This window comes from Metabacillus litoralis (genome assembly GCF_007994985.1).
Taxonomy (GTDB): Bacteria; Bacillota; Bacilli; order Bacillales; family Bacillaceae; genus Metabacillus; species Metabacillus litoralis.
The window spans coordinates 328,523-345,622 of record NZ_VOQF01000003.1 but is presented as its reverse complement, the minus strand read 5'-3'; the positions used below and the strand labels follow the sequence as shown (position 1 = coordinate 345,622).

Below are 17,100 nucleotides of genomic sequence, written 5' to 3'. Positions count from 1 at the left end.
TTTTAAAAATGATAGATGGCACGCTTTCTTTCTGTTGTTTTAGTATAATATTTGTCCCACCTGTTGGAGTCTCGCACCTAACGCTTAAACAACTTATACTAATTTAAAAGTTAATGACAACAATTTAACAACAAAGCTTCATGGAGCTAAGATTATTGATAAATTCACAATATATCAGAAAAAAACCTATTTTTATCAAGAAATAAAACGAAGAAGGATAGCTCTTTTTTTATAAGTAAGATAAAATAAGGACTGAGTAAAAAACATCAATTAAGTGATCTCAGAATTGAAGCTTTGAAATGAAAGTAGGAATATATTATGAAATTAAATGAATTACTTACATATTTAAACGATCATCAAATCTATGATTTTACCGAAAATCCTATTATTCAATCGATTGAAATGGATTCCAGAGAAGTGAGTAATGGGAGCCTGTTTATTTGTATTGAAGGTTATACAGTTGACGGTCACAATTATGCTAATAAGGCTGTTGAAAATGGAGCTGTTGCAATTCTTGCTGAAAAGGAAATAGATGTAAATGTACCTGTTATTATTGTGAAAGATACTAAAAGAGCAATGGCTCTACTCGCTGATATCTTTTATGGTCAACCTACTCATCATATGCACCTCATTGGTGTAACTGGTACAAATGGAAAAACAACAACAACACACATTATTGAAAGTATATTAAATGAAGCAAATAAGAAAACTGGTCTAATTGGGACGATGTACATAAAAATTGCTGATGAACTTAAAACAGTTAAAAATACCACTCCTGAAAGCTTAACACTACAAAAAACTTTTAGTGAAATGATGAAAAAAGAAGTTTCACATGCAATTATGGAGGTATCATCTCATGCCTTACATTTAGGGAGAATCCATGGTTGTGATTTCAATGTAGCAGTATTTACAAATTTATCACAAGACCATTTGGATTATCATGAAACGATGAAGGATTACCAATTTGCAAAAGGTCTCTTATTTGCACAGCTAGGAAACCGTTTCAATCATAACGAAATAAAGGTTGCTGTGTTAAACGAAGATGAAGAGGCATCAAAAGAATACAAAAAAATGACTGCCGCAAAAATTTTAACATATGGAATTGATCAACAAGCAGACATTATGGCAAAAGATATAAAAATGACATCACAAGGAACACAGTTTACTCTTATTACACCAAATGCTGAAAAAATAGTAACGATAAATATGGTGGGTAAGTTTAGTGTTTATAATGTTTTAGCAGCAGTTGCTGCTTGTCTAGCTTCATCAATCGATCTACAGGTAATTATTAAAGCAATTGAGTCGATGGTAGGAGTTAGAGGTCGCTTTGAATTGGTTGATGCAGGCCAAGATTTTACAGTTATCGTTGATTATGCACATACACCGGACAGTTTAGAAAACGTACTTCAGACAATTAAACAATTTGCTACAGGTCGAGTATTTTGTATTGTAGGCTGTGGTGGGGACCGAGATAAAACCAAACGTCCTCTTATGGCTAAAATTGCTTCTGATTATAGTGATGAACCAATCTTTACATCTGATAACCCAAGAAGTGAAGATCCTTTAATGATATTGAAAGATATGGAAAAGGGAGTGGAAGGTTTGCACTATCACTCAATTCCTAACAGAGAAGAAGCGATACAGCTAGCTGTAAAAAAAGCAATAAAAGGTGATGTTATCTTAATTGCAGGTAAAGGGCATGAAACATATCAACAAATTGGAAACCACACTCTTGACTTTGACGACAAAGAAATCGCAATAAATGCGATCGGATTATTTAAAAAATAAGTTCTATAGACGATTCTACAAGTTGACTATTCAATTTATGATTCATTCGGGAGTTAGTTAAAGCTGTGCATTATACTATTCATAGGAAAAATACACCAAAGAGAGAGCCGACAGGCGTAAGTGCCTTAGGTGCTCTCGCGAATAAATAATGGATTTGCCTAGAGTGAGAATGTCTGTAACAAAAATATATAATGGTTTAACGTATTCAAAAATAAAAAAATCTATTCTATTTGGATTATGGTACACAAGTAAAATTGTGTGGTTATAGAGCTTTTTTAATCATAGAATAGGTAACATAGATAGAAAGAGAAGTTGATAAGATGATTGAAATTACGATAGGAAAACATATTTTTAAAATTAAGACATATGATATTTGCATATATAACATGCTCGTATATAGTAATGAGACATTGATAGAAAGGGGGGATTATACATGTTAGAGCAGGCGATCTTAATTACAATTGCAATGGGATTCTTAATAAGTGTATTATTATCCCCACTTATTATTCCATTTCTACGAAGATTAAAATTCGGTCAGAGTATAAGAGAGGAAGGACCAAAATCACATCAAAAGAAATCAGGTACACCTACAATGGGTGGGGTAATGATTATCTTTGCGATTATTATTACTACGATTGTGATGACCGGCAAATACTCTCAGTTAAGTGTCGAGATGTATTTATTATTATTTGTAACAGTAGGGTACGGTTTGTTAGGCTTTTTAGATGATTTTATAAAGGTTGTAATGAAAAGAAACCTTGGTTTAACGTCTAGACAAAAATTATTAGGGCAAGTAATCATCGCAATTATATTTTATATTGTTTATACACAATATGGATTTTCAACTGATATTGGTATTCCAGGTACAAATTTCTCCTTTGATTTAGGTTGGGGTTATGTTGTGCTAGTTATCTTTATGTTAGTTGGGGGATCAAATGCAGTTAACTTAACTGATGGTTTAGATGGTTTGTTATCAGGAACGGCTGCGATAGCTTTTGGTGCATTTGCAGTACTTGCTTGGAATCAATCTCAACTAGATGTTGCTATTTTCTCTGTTGCAGTAGTAGGTGCAGTTCTAGGGTTTCTAGTTTTTAATGCACATCCTGCAAAAGTGTTTATGGGTGATACCGGATCACTGGCATTGGGTGGTGCGATTGTTACGATTGCCATATTAACTAAGTTGGAAATCCTACTTGTACTTATAGGTGGAGTGTTTGTTATCGAAACTTTATCTGTTATCATTCAAGTTATTTCCTTTAAAACAACAGGTAAGCGAATATTCAAAATGAGTCCCCTTCACCATCATTATGAGCTAGTAGGCTGGTCTGAATGGAGAGTTGTTGTGACATTTTGGACAATAGGTTTAATATTTGCAGTACTTGGAATATATATTGAGGTGTGGTTGTAATTGAAAAAAACAAACGAATATATACATAAAAATGTATTAGTTATAGGGTTGGCAAAAAGCGGCTTAGCAGCCGCTAAATTATTACATAAGCTTGGTGCAAATGTAGTAGTAAATGATTTAAAGGCAAGTAAACAAGAATCAGCAGTTTTGGAATTGATCGAAGTAGGTATCAAAGTAATTACTGGAGACCATCCACTAACTATATTGGATGAATTCCAAATTGATGAAGTTGTAAAAAATCCAGGCATACCTTATTCAAATCCACTGATAAAATTAGCTCAAGAAAAAAACATACCTATTATCACAGAGGTAGAGCTTGCATATAAAATTTCTGAAGCAGATATTATTGCCATTACCGGCTCAAATGGAAAAACTACAACAACTACCCTTATATACGAAATGCTTCTTGTTGATAACAAGCGACCACTTATTGCAGGTAATATCGGAACAGTTGCTTGCGAGGTTGCACAAGATGCTACGAAGGATAATGTGATTGTTATGGAATTATCTTCATTTCAATTACTAGGAACTAGAGAATTCAAACCAAAAATAGCTATGATTTTAAATATATTTGATGCCCACTTAGATTATCATGGAACAAAAGATGAATATATCTATGCAAAAGGCAAAATTTATGAAAATCAATCCTCTACAGATGTAGCTATTATTAATTATGATGATGAGGATGTTATGCGTAGTGCTGAAGGCTCTCATGCAGAAAAGCTTTTTTTCTCTAGTACAAAAGAATGTATGGATGGAACGTATCTTAAAGATGAAAGTGTTTGGTTTAAAGGTGAACGTATTATTTCCTTAAAAGATATTGTTCTGCCAGGTGAACATAATGTTGAAAATGTACTAGCGGCAATATCTGCAGTAAAACTACTCGGTGTGACGAACAGTGCTATTAGAAAAGTGTTAACTTCTTTTAATGGAGTAAAACATAGACTTCAATTTGTTGGAGAAGTATTAAAACGGAAATTTTATAACGATTCTAAAGCAACAAATATATTGGCAACAAGCAAAGCACTTAAGGCTTTTCATACACCAACTATATTGTTAGCTGGTGGTCTTGACCGAGGTAATGAGTTTGATGAATTAAAGCCATATTTAAAAAATGTAAAAGCGATGGTTTTATTTGGAGAAACCGCACCTAAATTAGAACGGATAGCAAAAGAATCTGGAATAGAAGTAATCAAACGTGTCGATAATGTGGAACAAGCAGTATATACGGCGTTTGAAGTTTCCACAACAGAAGATGTTATTTTATTATCACCAGCTTGCGCAAGTTGGGATCAGTATAAAACTTTTGAAGAAAGAGGAGACATTTTTATTCAAGCCGTGCATAAGCTTAACTAAGGGCTTGTACAATGTTTTACTTGTAGACGGTGCATTCCGCGCTTTTCTATATACGATACAGCCCTTAATAAACTTGATACAGGGGTGTGTTCGGCGTTGACAGCAAAAAAGTCTACACCAGATTTTATATTAGTTATTCTAACATTACTTCTTTTAACAATTGGTCTTGTCATGGTATACAGTGCAAGTGCAGTTTGGGCGACTTATAAATTCGATGATTCATTCTTTTTTGCAAAACGTCAGCTGTTATTTGCAGGTGTTGGTGTAATCGCGATGTTTTTTATTATGAATGTTGACTATTGGACCTGGAGAACATGGTCTAAAATGTTAATAATCATTTGTTTTTTTCTACTAGTTGCAGTATTAATTCCAGGAATAGGAATGGAACGAAATGGCTCTCGTAGTTGGATAGGTGTTGGTGCATTTTCAATTCAGCCTTCTGAGTTTATGAAATTAGCCATGATTGCATTTTTAGCAAAGTTCCTATCTGAAAATCAGAAAAAAATAACTTCTTTTAAAAAGGGTCTTGTCCCTTCACTGGGTCTTGTTTTTACTGCTTTCGGAATCATTATGCTACAACCAGATTTAGGAACAGGTACAGTAATGGTTGGAACTTGTATTGTGATGATTTTTGTATCAGGTGCAAGAGTTATTCATTTCGTATGGTTAGGGTTAATAGGAGTCGCTGGGTTTATTGCTCTTGTCTTATCAGCACCATATAGAATAAAACGAATCACTTCCTTCTTAGATCCTTGGGAAGACCCATTAGGTAGTGGATTTCAGATTATCCAGTCGTTGTATGCAATTGGACCTGGTGGTTTGTTTGGTTTAGGACTTGGGCAAAGTAGACAGAAATTCTTTTATTTACCAGAACCTCAAACAGATTTCATTTTTGCCATTTTAGCAGAAGAACTTGGTTTTATAGGTGGATCATTTGTTATTTTATTATTTGGACTATTGCTATGGAGAGGAATCAGGATAGCACTTGGGGCACCAGATTTATATGGTAGTTTCTTAGCAATAGGTATTATCACAATGGTTGCCATTCAAGTTATGATCAATGTAGGAGTTGTTACAGGGTTGATGCCTGTTACTGGGATTACTCTTCCATTTTTAAGCTATGGAGGTTCATCACTAACGTTAATGTTGATGGCAATAGGTGTTTTATTGAATGTTAGTCGATATTCTAAATACTGAATTAAGAAAAGAAGTTTTATTATTAGTTATTTATCATATACAATATAAGAAGTTAAAATTAAGGCTGACAATTGGTGAGTGACAAACTTAAGAGGATATCCTCTAAGCAGTCCTTAATAGTCAGCCTTAAATACGTTTTACATATGTGAATTTTTTATTTAGAAATTTAATTGTATTTGTAAGTTGAAGAATACAGTCTATAGTATCTTTTTTGTCTTAGTATAGGTATGTAAAAGAAAAAGTACTGTTCTTTAAACATATGATTAAGATAATTAGCAAAAATTTTCCGAAAAAAGTCTTATATCTTCAATTGTACAATTAAAAAATCTATATATATCAGGAGAAGTGGGGGACAGCTATGAAGGTAGTAGTAAGTGGTGGTGGAACAGGTGGACATATCTACCCAGCATTAGCTTTAATTAACGAAATAAAAAAGCATGATCCTAATGTGGAGTTTTTATACATAGGCACTGAAAAAGGATTAGAAAATAATATTGTGAAAAGAGCGGGGATACCTTTTAAGGCTATTGAGATCACAGGATTTAAACGGAAGATTTCTTTTGAGAACGTAAAGACTATTACGAGGTTTTTAAGAGGCGTAACTATTTGTAAGAAATATTTGAAGGATTTTAAACCGGATGTTGTAATTGGTACTGGTGGCTATGTATGCGGACCAGTGGTTTATGCTGCCTCAAAACTAAATATACCTACTATTATTCATGAGCAAAATAGTTTGCCAGGAGTAACGAATAAGTTTTTATCAAGATATGTTGATAAAGTAGCAATTTGTTTTGAAGACGCAAAAAAATACTTTCCTGAGCATAAAGTAATTTTAACAGGTAATCCAAGAGCATCTGAAGTCCTTGGCAGAGATGCCGAAAAAGGCAGACAATCGTTAGGTTTAAAAGCTCATCAAAAAACTGTGCTGATTTTTGGAGGTAGTAGGGGAGCTAGGGCAATTAATGATGCGGTGTTACAAATGATACCTACTTTAGCTGGTAAGTCATATCAAGTTGTATATGTAACTGGTGAGGTACATTATGAAAAAGTAATGGAGGAGATTAATAAATTAAGTGATTCCTCTCATGTTATTATAAAACCATTTATTCATAATATGCCAGAGGTATTATCAGCTGTTGATTTAATTGTTTCAAGAGCAGGTGCAACCTCATTAGCTGAGATTACAGCACTTGGTTTACCAAGTATCTTAATTCCTAGTCCATACGTTACGGCAAATCATCAGGAAGTAAACGCTAGATCATTAAGCGATAAGGATGCTGCTATTTTACTGAAAGAGCAAGAATTAAATGGTAATACTCTCCTTTCGACAATTGATCATATTTTGTTAAATCAAATAAAACTAGATGAAATGAGTCAAGCATCGAAAAGATTAGGTATACCAGATTCAGCTCAAAGATTATATAAAGTTATGCAAAAAATTAGTGGGAAATAAATAGAAATAGATATGGATTATTTATTTTTTCTCTGTTTGTTTATATCAAGGAGGTAGTGATGAGTAAATTATTGACGCAATTAAAAGATGCTAACATAGGAAAAGTACTTGAAAATGAACCGTTGGCAAAACATACTACAATTAGAATTGGTGGTCCTGCTGATATATTGATTGAACCTTCTAATAGTGAGAATTTAAAAAAGGCATTGGAAATTATTAAATCTAACGGTGCTAAATGGAGAGCTATTGGAAGAGGTTCAAATCTTCTAGTTGCTGATAAGGGAATCGAAGGTGTTGTCATTAAATTAGGAACTGGACTAGATGAAATGAAAATTGATGGTGATACGCTGACTGTTGGTGGAGGGTATTCTATTATAAAGTTAGCTACAATTATAAGTAAGAAGGGTCTAGCAGGTTTAGAGTTTGCCAGTGGTATACCTGGGTCTATTGGTGGAGCAGTATATATGAATGCTGGTGCCCATGGATCTGATATGTCTAAAATAGTGAACAAAGCTCTTGTTTTATTTGAGGATGGACAATTAACTTGGTTAACAAATGAAGAGTTAGAATTTTCATATCGTACCTCTGTTCTTCAAGAGAAAAGACCAGGGATTTGTATTGAGGTTGTTTTACAGCTAAAACAAGGTAAAAAGGAAGATATTGTTGCGATTATGCAAAAAAACAAAGACTATCGAAGAGATACACAACCGTGGAATTTTCCATGTGCTGGTAGTATTTTTCGTAACCCATTGCCTAATTATGCAGGTCAATTAGTTGAAGAAGCTGGTTTGAAAGGTTACCAAATAGGTGGAGCGAAAATATCTGATATGCATGGTAATTTCATTGTGAACGCGGGAGAAGCAACAGCCCAGGATGTGCTAGATTTAATCGATTTTGTTAAGAAATCAATTTTTGATAAGTATGGTATAAAAATGGAAACGGAAGTTGAAATAATAGGTAGTAAATAATCACATTAGATCCCTATATTTCCTTTTATTGTGTTATAATAACAAAAAATAGTTAGATAAAATAAACGGCATTTTATATGCCGTTTGTTTTATCATTTACATTAAAAATGTTAGATTTTTTGTGAGGCAACAAGTAGATTTTAAAGAACTTAACTATTATTCAGTAAAAAATGAAAAACTACCTAGCTTATTCATGCTAGGGTGGGGTGAATTGATTGGAAAAAAAAGTTGTTTCGTTAGAAGACCGCATACCTAAATTACAACAGCAGCGTAAACACAAGACTAATCGCAGACTTATTTCTTTTTTGTCAATATTTTTCCTATTAATATTACTTGTTATCTATTTTCAATCTCCATTAAGTAAAGTTTCTAGGATAACTGTAAGTGGCAATAATTATGTGACTTCAGGTGAAATTATTGAAATGAGCGGCATATCAAAGTCAACAGGATTCTGGAATATAAATTCTGATAATGTAAAAGAAAAAATCGAAAAGCATTTGCAAATCAAAAAAGTGGAGATTCAAAAACAAGTCCCTAATTATATCTTTTTGCAGGTAGAGGAATTTGAAAGTGTTGCTTACCTTGAAAAAGCAGGTGCGTATTTTCCTATCTTAGAAAATGGACAAGCACTTCAAGATCAAGTTGTCACAACACCGGCTGATGCTCCAATTTTAATAAATTGGAAGAGTAATGAAGAAATTGAAGAACTAGTTAGTGAATTAAAAAAAATATCACCTACTATAACAAATTCAATTTCCGAAATACATCATACTCCAGGTAAGACAGATCCTTGGCTTATTAAATTATATATGAATGATGGTTTTGAAGTTATTGCCTCAGTGCGAACATTTTCGAAAAAAATGGAATCTTACCCAAGCATAGTGAATTCGCTTGATGAGAATAGTAGAGGTGTTATTCACTTAGAAGTGGGATCCTACTTTAGGTCATACGATCAATTAAATAAAGAGGAGGAAGGAAATGAAAGTGAAATTGAGGGGTAGTTATGTTATTTTATCCCTTGTCCTTCTTGTCTTAGGGTTTTTAATTTCATATTCTTTTCAGTTGACTAAAGAAAGAAACGAAAATCGGACAATTTCTCCTGAGCAATGGGATAAAGAATATGCTATAAGGTCTCAATTAGTTATGAATGAAAAAATGAACAGAGAACTTCAAAAAGAATTATATGCGAAACAGGAAGAAGTAAAGAAAATAGAAGAAGCATTAAAAGATCAGAAACAGGTATATTTTAATCTTGTAGAAGATGTAGAAAAGTACCGTATGTATGTTGGGGATGTTGCGGTCGAGGGAAAAGGTGTAGAGGTTGTTTTAGAAGATGCATCATATGTTCCTGAGGGAGAAAATGTTAACAATTATATTGTTCATGAAAGTCATATTTTTGACGTAATCAATGAATTATATATCTCTGGTGCCGACTCAGTGTCTGTAAATGGTCAGAGGTTATCAAGTCATTCTTATATATATTGCAACGGACCTGTCATAACCGTTGATGGCAACCAATTTCCTGCCCCGTTTGTAATAACAGCGATTGGTGATCCAAATGTTTTAATACCATCTTTAAATATTACTGGAGGAATTATTGATCAACTTGCTTACGATAACATAGTGGTATCTATTGAAAAAAAAGATAAGATAAAAATGGAACCTTTGTTGCAAGAGCAAAAAACTTCTTCTTAAGGTCTGGACTTTTTTTACTTCTTGCTGCTATTTGAGCACGATATCTGTTAGATACATTGTTTTATCACATATGAGGTAAGATTTAGTAAGGTTTATATAAGTAAAGAATAGCTAGGTGGTTTGTATGAAAAGTAAGGATTGGAAAAGGGGTATTAGCTTTACTATCCTTTTGATGATATTTGGAATGATGCTTGCGGTGCAATTTCACACAATACAAGAACCTATCGTAAGAGATACACGAGATATGTGGCAGCTTAGAGAGGATTTAAAGAAACAGCAACAATTACAAGTTGAACTTTCAAGTGAAATCAGAAAATATAATGAGATGCTAAAAACCTATGAAGATGAAGAAGATCAAAATCCGGAGACCGCGTTAAAAGAGACATTAAATATATTGAAGGAAGAAGCGGGACTAACAGAGGTGAAAGGTTCAGGTATTACGATTAAGATAGACAAATTGTTTTCTGAAGAATTAATTGGGTCCCAAATTCAAGACATTTCACCTGAACTACTTAAGCGGTTAATAAATGAATTGAATTCATACGGAGCAACAGATATATCCATTCAAGGAAGGCGAGTTATTAACTCAACGGTCATACGAGACATCAATGGCCAAACAAAAATGGATAATTTAAGTTTACATACCTTTCCGATAGAAATAAAAGTTATTTCCGAAAATGTCGAAAAGCTTTATAATCGAATGAATGCTTCAACAACAGATGAGGATTTTGCAATCGATAATCTAAGTTTGTTTATTTCTAACCCAGAAGAAAACATAACTATTCCAGCTTATGAGGACACAATTCGAGTGAAAAACATGAAACCTATAGAAGCAGAGAAAGAAGGGGGATAATATGTGGCTACCAATACTAGGTTTGATTTTAGGTGTTTTTTTAGGTCTTGTATCAGAGCTACGAATTCCCCCTGAATATTCTAATTATTTATCAATCGCTATTTTAGCAGCCCTTGATACATTATTAGGTGGTATTAGAGCACACTTGCAAGATATCTATGATGAAATAGTGTTTGTGTCAGGTTTTTTCTTTAACATTATACTTGCTGCAAGTTTAGCTTTTCTCGGTGTTCATCTTGGTGTAGACTTGTATCTAGTAGCTGTTTTTGCTTTTGGTGTTAGATTGTTCCAAAATATTGCAGTGATAAGAAGAATTTTAATTTCAAAATGGTCAATTTCTAGAGAAAAAATGAAAAAAACTTGATTATTTAAAAAGGAAATTCGAATTATTTGACGAATAAACACTAGTGAAGCAAAAATCAATAAATATTCAAAAAATATTTTGTTACAAATATGTAAAACTAGATTCATTGTCATGTTGTTCTTCGAAGATTAGAATAAGAAGAGTAGTAATAGATGAGGAGGTGCCTTAGAATGAACAGCAATGAACTATTTGTAAGTCTTGACATCGGTACATCCAGTGTTAAAGTAATTATTGGTGAAATGACAAATGATGCTTTGAACATAATTGGTGTTGGTAATGTAAAATCAGAAGGATTAAGAAAAGGATCTATAGTTGATATAGATGAAACCGTTCATTCTATAAAAAAAGCAGTAGAGCAAGCAGAACGAATGGTTGGAATTTCTTTGAAAAGAGTTGTTGTTGGTGTTACTGGTAACCACGTGCACCTTCAAAATTGTCATGGAGTAGTAGCTGTTTCCAGTGAGAACCGTGAAATATCTAATGAAGATGTTAGAAGGGTTTTAGATGCTGCTCAAGTTATATCAGTTCCACCTGAAAGAGAAATAATAGATGTTATTCCACGACAATTTATTGTTGATGGTTTAGATGAGATTAATGATCCAAGAGGGATGTTAGGTGTTCGTCTAGAGATGGAAGGAACAATCATTACAGGTTCTAAGACGATTTTACATAATTTATTACGTTGTGTAGAGCGTGCAGGCTTAGAGATTACAGACATTTGTTTACAACCATTAGCAGCAGGTTCTGTCGCATTATCAAAGGATGAGAAAAATCTGGGTGTTGCTCTAGTTGAGATAGGTGGAGGATCAACAACAATTGCTGTTTTTGAACAAAACCATCTTGTAGCAACAAGTGTTCTACCTCTTGGTGGAGAGCACATAACAAAGGATTTATCTATCGGACTTCGAACTACAACAGATGAAGCTGAACGAATTAAACTCAAGTATGGACATGCTTATTATGACCATGCATCTGAAGACGAAATATTTGAGGCATCTGTAATAGGTTCTGATCAAAAAAGAACCTTTAATCAATTAGAGATAGCTGATATTATTGAAGCAAGAATGGAAGAAATTTACGAGCTATTAGTACATGAATTAAGGAGACTCGGAATACAAGATTTACCTGGTGGATTTGTTCTTACTGGAGGTACGGTTAGAATGCCAGGTGTACTTGAATTAGGACAAGTAATCCTTCAAAATAGTGTAAGAATCGCCAGTCCGGATTATATTGGTGTAAGAGAACCACAATATATGACAGGCGTAGGATTAATTCAATTCGCTCATAAAAATGCAAAGATACAAGGTAGAAAAATTGGTTCAAATGTTACGGTAAATGCTGTTGAGGTAGCAGCAGCTCAAGAACCTCAGCAACATCGAACAAAACCGCAAAAACAGCAAGAAGAGAAAAAATCTAATAAAGTAAAGAAATTTTTTGGCTACTTCTTTGAATAGTACACATCAATTAGAAGTCATTTGATGGATTAGGAGGATTTCGCATGTTGGAGTTTGATACAAATATTGACGGCTTGGCGACCATCAAGGTAATCGGAGTAGGTGGCGGTGGTAATAACGCTGTTAATCGAATGATAGAGCACGGGGTACAAGGTGTTGAATTTATAGCAGTTAACACTGATGCACAAGCTTTAAACTTATCTAAAGCAGAAGTTAAAATGCAAATAGGTTCTAAACTTACTAGAGGTTTAGGTGCAGGTGCTAATCCAGAGGTTGGGAAAAAAGCTGCTGAAGAAAGTAGAGAGCAGCTAGAAGAAGCATTAAGAGGCGCTGACATGGTCTTTGTAACGGCTGGAATGGGTGGTGGAACAGGAACAGGCGCAGCTCCTGTTATTGCCCAGATTGCTAAGGATTTAGGAGCATTAACAGTTGGTGTTGTGACTAGACCATTTACATTTGAAGGTCGTAAACGTCAAATGCAAGCTGCAGGCGGTATTTCAGCGATGAAGGAATCTGTAGATACCCTTATTGTTATTCCTAACGATCGTTTACTTGAGATTGTAGATAAAAATACTCCTATGTTAGAAGCATTTAGAGAAGCAGATAATGTATTAAGACAAGGTGTACAAGGTATTTCAGATTTAATTGCAACACCAGGGTTAATTAACTTGGACTTTGCAGATGTAAAAACAATTATGTCTAATAAAGGATCTGCCCTAATGGGTATTGGTGTAGCTACAGGAGAAAATCGTGCATCAGAAGCAGCGAAGAAAGCTATTTCTAGTCCATTATTAGAGAAATCAATTGATGGGGCTCAAGGTGTTCTTATGAACATTACAGGCGGAATGAATTTAAGCTTGTATGAAGTACAAGAAGCAGCTGATATTGTTGCTACTGCTTCTGATCAAGAAGTAAATATGATTTTCGGATCTGTTATTAATGAGAATCTAAAAGATGAAATTATTGTTACGGTTATAGCAACTGGCTTTGCAGAACAAGATACAAATCCATTGAAGCAACCGCCACGTCAGTTTAGTGGTGCAACTAATACAATGACAAAGCCGGCTCCAAAACGTGAAAATAAACGTGAGGAAATGCCACAAGATACAACTCGTAATAATGTTCAGCAACAACAGTCTGATGACACATTGGATATTCCAACTTTCTTAAGAAACCGTAATAAGCGTCGTTAAGTTGACACATAAAAGAGGTGCTAAAATTCAAACGAATTTAGCACCTTTTTTTATTTCTTTCTGCTACTTACTATTTACAACTATGGAGCTAAAAGAATTAAGGAAGTGATAAAAGATTTAATAGTAAACACTAAACACCAACTAGTTTAAGGAGCTTTTAGAAAAATGGATGAAATAAAGGAAGCAGAAAAGATGGATATGAATCTACCAAACTATTGATTCAAGGCAGAGTGAAATGATCAAAATTTACGAAAGAATATTTTATTGTAAGTTAAAAGAGAGGATGTGGTATTAAAAATAAATAACTAAGAAAAGATTTTTCCCTTTTATGCTAACTCGACAAAAATTCTAATAATCTTGCAAAAATACTTACACTTTATCGGCAGTAATTGACAGACTTCCTGTCTATGAAGATTTATACTAGTTGCTAACAGGTTCTTAAATTGATTCGATTTAAAGAAAAAGCTTTGTTAAATCACCTGTTGATATATGCCGAATCTGTGTCATTACGGGTAACTATTGTTGGAAAAAATCCATTGTAAGTGGAAAGTGAAGAGTCACAGATAGTTCAAGGTAAAGGAACTAGGCTTTCCTTGTTAGCAAGCAAACGTCAACAACAAAACGAAGCTATTAGTAAATGAGTAGGACCTATTATCTTACATAGGGGAAAGGAGTAACAAATGTCTATTTACTTAGACGTTATTTGGCTCTTGAACTTTTCCTTTGATTTGTTTTTACTTCTTCTAACAGCAATTACCTTAAAAAGAAAAGTATTTAAATTTAGGATTTTTCTAGCTTCTCTACTGGGCTCAAGTATTGTATTAATGATGTTTACACCTTTAGCATTTGTTGCTACACACCCAGTTGGCAAAATGATCATTTCAATCTTTATGGTTTTAATAGCGTTTGGTTTTAAACGTTTTAGCTATTACTTTCATGGATTGTTAACTTTCTATTTTGTCACTTTTATGGTAGGTGGTGGAATGATAGGTGCACATTATTTTCTACAGTCAGAAGTTAATTATTTAGACGGGATCTTAATGACAAATTCAAATGGTTTTGGACATCCGATAAGCTGGATATTTATTTTAATTGGATTTCCTGTTGTTTGGGTTTTTTCAAGAAAGCGTCTAGAAGGTATAGAAGCAAAGAAGATTCATTTTGAACAACTGGTAACTGTTACGATTAAAGTAGATGCAATTCAATTCACTTTAAATGGTTTGATTGATAGTGGAAATCAGCTTGTAGATCCTATTACAAGAAGTCCAGTGATGATTATTGACACATTGATGGTACAAGATTACATACCAAAACAGTTAATTGAAATGGCTTTACAGGATGATGTTATGAAATCGATAAGTGAATCTAGCGAAAGTCATCCATGGGAACATCGAGTGCGAATTATACCTTATCGTGTTATTGGAACTGATCATCAATTTTTGCTGGGATTTAAACCTGATGAAGTGTGGATAGAAACAAAAGATGAGAAAATTAAGGTGCAAAAAACGATTGTTGGCTTAAATAGAACAAAGCTCTCTTCAGAAGATGAGTATTCGTGTATTGTTCATCCGAAAATGCTTCAAGGTCAATCAATTAAGAATGTATCTTAATAATCACATATTTCTATCTTACTCTGATTCTTTTATTTTAGAAGGGGGAGGAAAATGAAAAAATTAAAATTACATCTAACTTATTTATGGTATAAGCTATTAATTAAACTAGGGATTAAAACCGATGAGGTCTATTACATCGGTGGTAGTGAAGCTCTACCACCACCCCTATCAAAAGATGAAGAGGAAGTATTACTACAAAAGTTACCTAGTGGTGACCAAGCAGCAAGATCCATCTTAATTGAGCGTAATTTACGATTAGTTGTTTATATAGCTCGAAAATTTGAAAATACAGGAATTAATATTGAGGATTTAATTAGCATTGGTACTATCGGATTAATAAAGGCTGTAAATACATTCAATCCAGAGAAAAAAATCAAGTTAGCAACATATGCTTCAAGATGTATTGAAAATGAAATTCTTATGTATTTAAGAAGAAACAATAAACTGAGGTCAGAAGTCTCTTTTGATGAACCGTTAAATATTGATTGGGATGGAAACGAGTTATTATTATCAGATGTAATGGGTACAGAAGATGACATCATTACGAAAGATCTTGAAGCAAATGTAGATCGGAAATTGTTAATGAAGGCTCTTCACCAGCTTAATGATCGGGAGAAGCAAATTATGGAGCTTCGGTTCGGTTTACTTGGCGGAGAAGAAAAAACACAAAAAGACGTAGCGGATATGCTTGGTATCTCTCAATCCTATATTTCAAGACTAGAAAAGAGAATTATCAAAAGATTACAAAAAGAATTCAACAAAATGGTTTAAAAAAATTTTTTTAACTTGATAATGCCTATAATATCAATTAATTAGAGGTTATTACCCCCACCTAACTTTTATAGCTTGTGCATATTTTTTCCACTCGAGGAGATACTTAACTCTGTACAGCAACTCCTGTTAGGAGGGAAAAAGGTGACAAGAAATAAAGTTGAAATCTGTGGGGTTGATACCTCAAAACTTCCAGTTCTTAAGAATGAGAAAATGAGGGAACTTTTTAAGCAGATGCAAAGCGGAGACATATCAGCAAGAGAAGAGCTGGTGAATGGCAACTTAAGATTGGTACTTAGCGTTATCCAGCGTTTTAACAACAGAGGAGAATTTGTTGACGATTTGTTTCAAGTTGGCTGTATAGGATTAATGAAATCAATCGATAATTTTGACTTAGGCCAGAATGTCAAATTTTCAACATATGCTGTACCGATGATTATCGGAGAAATACGAAGATACTTAAGAGATAACAACCCAATCCGCGTGTCTCGTTCCTTAAGAGATATCGCATATAAGGCTCTCCAAGTTAGAGAACGTCTTATGAGTGAAACGTCGAGAGAACCTACTGCAGAAGAAATTTCGAAGGTGTTAGATGTACCGCACGAAGAGATTGTTTTTGCATTAGATGCCATTCAAGATCCAGTTTCATTATTTGAGCCTATCTATAATGATGGAGGAGATCCAATCTTTGTCATGGATCAGTTAAGTGATGAAAAAAATCGTGACATTCAATGGATTGAAGAATTAGCATTAAAAGAGGGCATGAGGCGCTTGAATAGTCGTGAAAAATTGATTCTTCGAAAACGATTTTTTCAAGGGAAAACGCAAATGGAAGTTGCTGAAGAAATTGGTATCTCACAAGCTCAAGTTTCTCGTTTAGAAAAAGCTGCAATAAAACAAATGAATAAAAATATTCAAAATTGAGGCTACTTTTTTAAAGTAGTCTTTTCTTTTTTTACATAGGAATGATATAAGTCAGATCGTTGA

At 33.8% G+C, this 17,100-nt stretch carries 15 protein-coding genes; all 15 read left to right on the top strand.

The window, feature by feature from the left end:
- The first annotated feature begins 318 nt into the window (after positions 1 to 318).
- The 15 genes from FS935_RS06670 to sigG all read left to right on the top strand — a co-directional run bounded on the left by FS935_RS06670 (position 319) and on the right by sigG (position 17,037).
- Positions 319 to 1,788 (top strand): UDP-N-acetylmuramoyl-L-alanyl-D-glutamate--2,6-diaminopimelate ligase, encoded by a 1,470-nt coding sequence (locus FS935_RS06670; protein ID WP_146946799.1) that lies wholly within the window; start codon positions 319 to 321, stop codon positions 1,786 to 1,788.
- Between the two features lie 433 nt (positions 1,789 to 2,221).
- The gene (gene mraY / locus FS935_RS06665) at positions 2,222 to 3,196 is read left to right on the top strand and encodes a phospho-N-acetylmuramoyl-pentapeptide-transferase (protein ID WP_146946798.1); all 975 of its coding nucleotides are present in this window, start codon (positions 2,222 to 2,224) and stop codon (positions 3,194 to 3,196) included.
- Positions 3,197 to 4,552 carry a UDP-N-acetylmuramoyl-L-alanine--D-glutamate ligase gene (gene murD, locus FS935_RS06660; protein WP_146946797.1) on the top strand — a complete coding sequence of 452 codons (1,356 nt, stop codon included), beginning with the start codon at positions 3,197 to 3,199 and terminating at the stop codon, positions 4,550 to 4,552.
- 96 nt (positions 4,553 to 4,648) lie between these two features.
- Entirely contained in the window at positions 4,649 to 5,749 is a 1,101-nt protein-coding gene (gene spoVE / locus FS935_RS06655) for a stage V sporulation protein E (protein WP_146946796.1), read from the top strand.
- A gap of 358 nt (positions 5,750 to 6,107) precedes the next feature.
- Positions 6,108 to 7,202: an undecaprenyldiphospho-muramoylpentapeptide beta-N-acetylglucosaminyltransferase gene (gene murG / locus FS935_RS06650; RefSeq protein WP_146946795.1), complete on the top strand. Its 1,095-nt coding sequence runs from the start codon at positions 6,108 to 6,110 to the stop codon at positions 7,200 to 7,202.
- Positions 7,203 to 7,261: 59 nt separating this feature from the next.
- Positions 7,262 to 8,170, top strand: a complete 909-nt coding sequence (gene murB, locus FS935_RS06645) for a UDP-N-acetylmuramate dehydrogenase (RefSeq protein ID WP_146946794.1) — start codon at positions 7,262 to 7,264, stop codon at positions 8,168 to 8,170.
- A 215-nt stretch (positions 8,171 to 8,385) separates the two neighbouring features.
- On the top strand, positions 8,386 to 9,171 hold the full coding sequence (locus tag FS935_RS06640) for a cell division protein FtsQ/DivIB (protein ID WP_146946793.1): 786 nt from the start codon (positions 8,386 to 8,388) through the stop codon (positions 9,169 to 9,171).
- Positions 9,161 to 9,865 (top strand): DUF881 domain-containing protein, encoded by a 705-nt coding sequence (locus FS935_RS06635; RefSeq protein ID WP_146947096.1) that lies wholly within the window; start codon positions 9,161 to 9,163, stop codon positions 9,863 to 9,865. The genes FS935_RS06640 and FS935_RS06635 overlap by 11 nt, the downstream gene beginning before the upstream one ends.
- A gap of 124 nt (positions 9,866 to 9,989) precedes the next feature.
- On the top strand, positions 9,990 to 10,718 hold the full coding sequence (locus tag FS935_RS06630; RefSeq protein ID WP_146946792.1) for a DUF881 domain-containing protein: 729 nt from the start codon (positions 9,990 to 9,992) through the stop codon (positions 10,716 to 10,718).
- A gap of 1 nt (position 10,719) precedes the next feature.
- Positions 10,720 to 11,082, top strand: coding sequence for a small basic family protein (locus tag FS935_RS06625; RefSeq protein WP_146946791.1), 363 nt, complete (start codon positions 10,720 to 10,722; stop codon positions 11,080 to 11,082).
- A 170-nt stretch (positions 11,083 to 11,252) separates the two neighbouring features.
- A complete protein-coding gene (gene ftsA / locus FS935_RS06620; protein WP_146946790.1) occupies positions 11,253 to 12,536 on the top strand; it encodes a cell division protein FtsA in 1,284 nt (427 codons plus the stop codon).
- 44 nt (positions 12,537 to 12,580) lie between these two features.
- The gene (ftsZ, locus tag FS935_RS06615) at positions 12,581 to 13,729 is read left to right on the top strand and encodes a cell division protein FtsZ (protein ID WP_146946789.1); all 1,149 of its coding nucleotides are present in this window, start codon (positions 12,581 to 12,583) and stop codon (positions 13,727 to 13,729) included.
- Between the two features lie 680 nt (positions 13,730 to 14,409).
- Positions 14,410 to 15,339, top strand: coding sequence for a sigma-E processing peptidase SpoIIGA (spoIIGA, locus tag FS935_RS06610; RefSeq protein ID WP_146946788.1), 930 nt, complete (start codon positions 14,410 to 14,412; stop codon positions 15,337 to 15,339).
- A 54-nt stretch (positions 15,340 to 15,393) separates the two neighbouring features.
- Positions 15,394 to 16,113, top strand: coding sequence for an RNA polymerase sporulation sigma factor SigE (gene sigE / locus FS935_RS06605; RefSeq protein WP_146946787.1), 720 nt, complete (start codon positions 15,394 to 15,396; stop codon positions 16,111 to 16,113).
- Positions 16,114 to 16,215: 102 nt separating this feature from the next.
- Positions 16,216 to 17,037 (top strand): RNA polymerase sporulation sigma factor SigG, encoded by an 822-nt coding sequence (gene sigG / locus FS935_RS06600; protein ID WP_193559353.1) that lies wholly within the window; start codon positions 16,216 to 16,218, stop codon positions 17,035 to 17,037.
- Positions 17,038 to 17,100 lie beyond the last annotated feature (63 nt).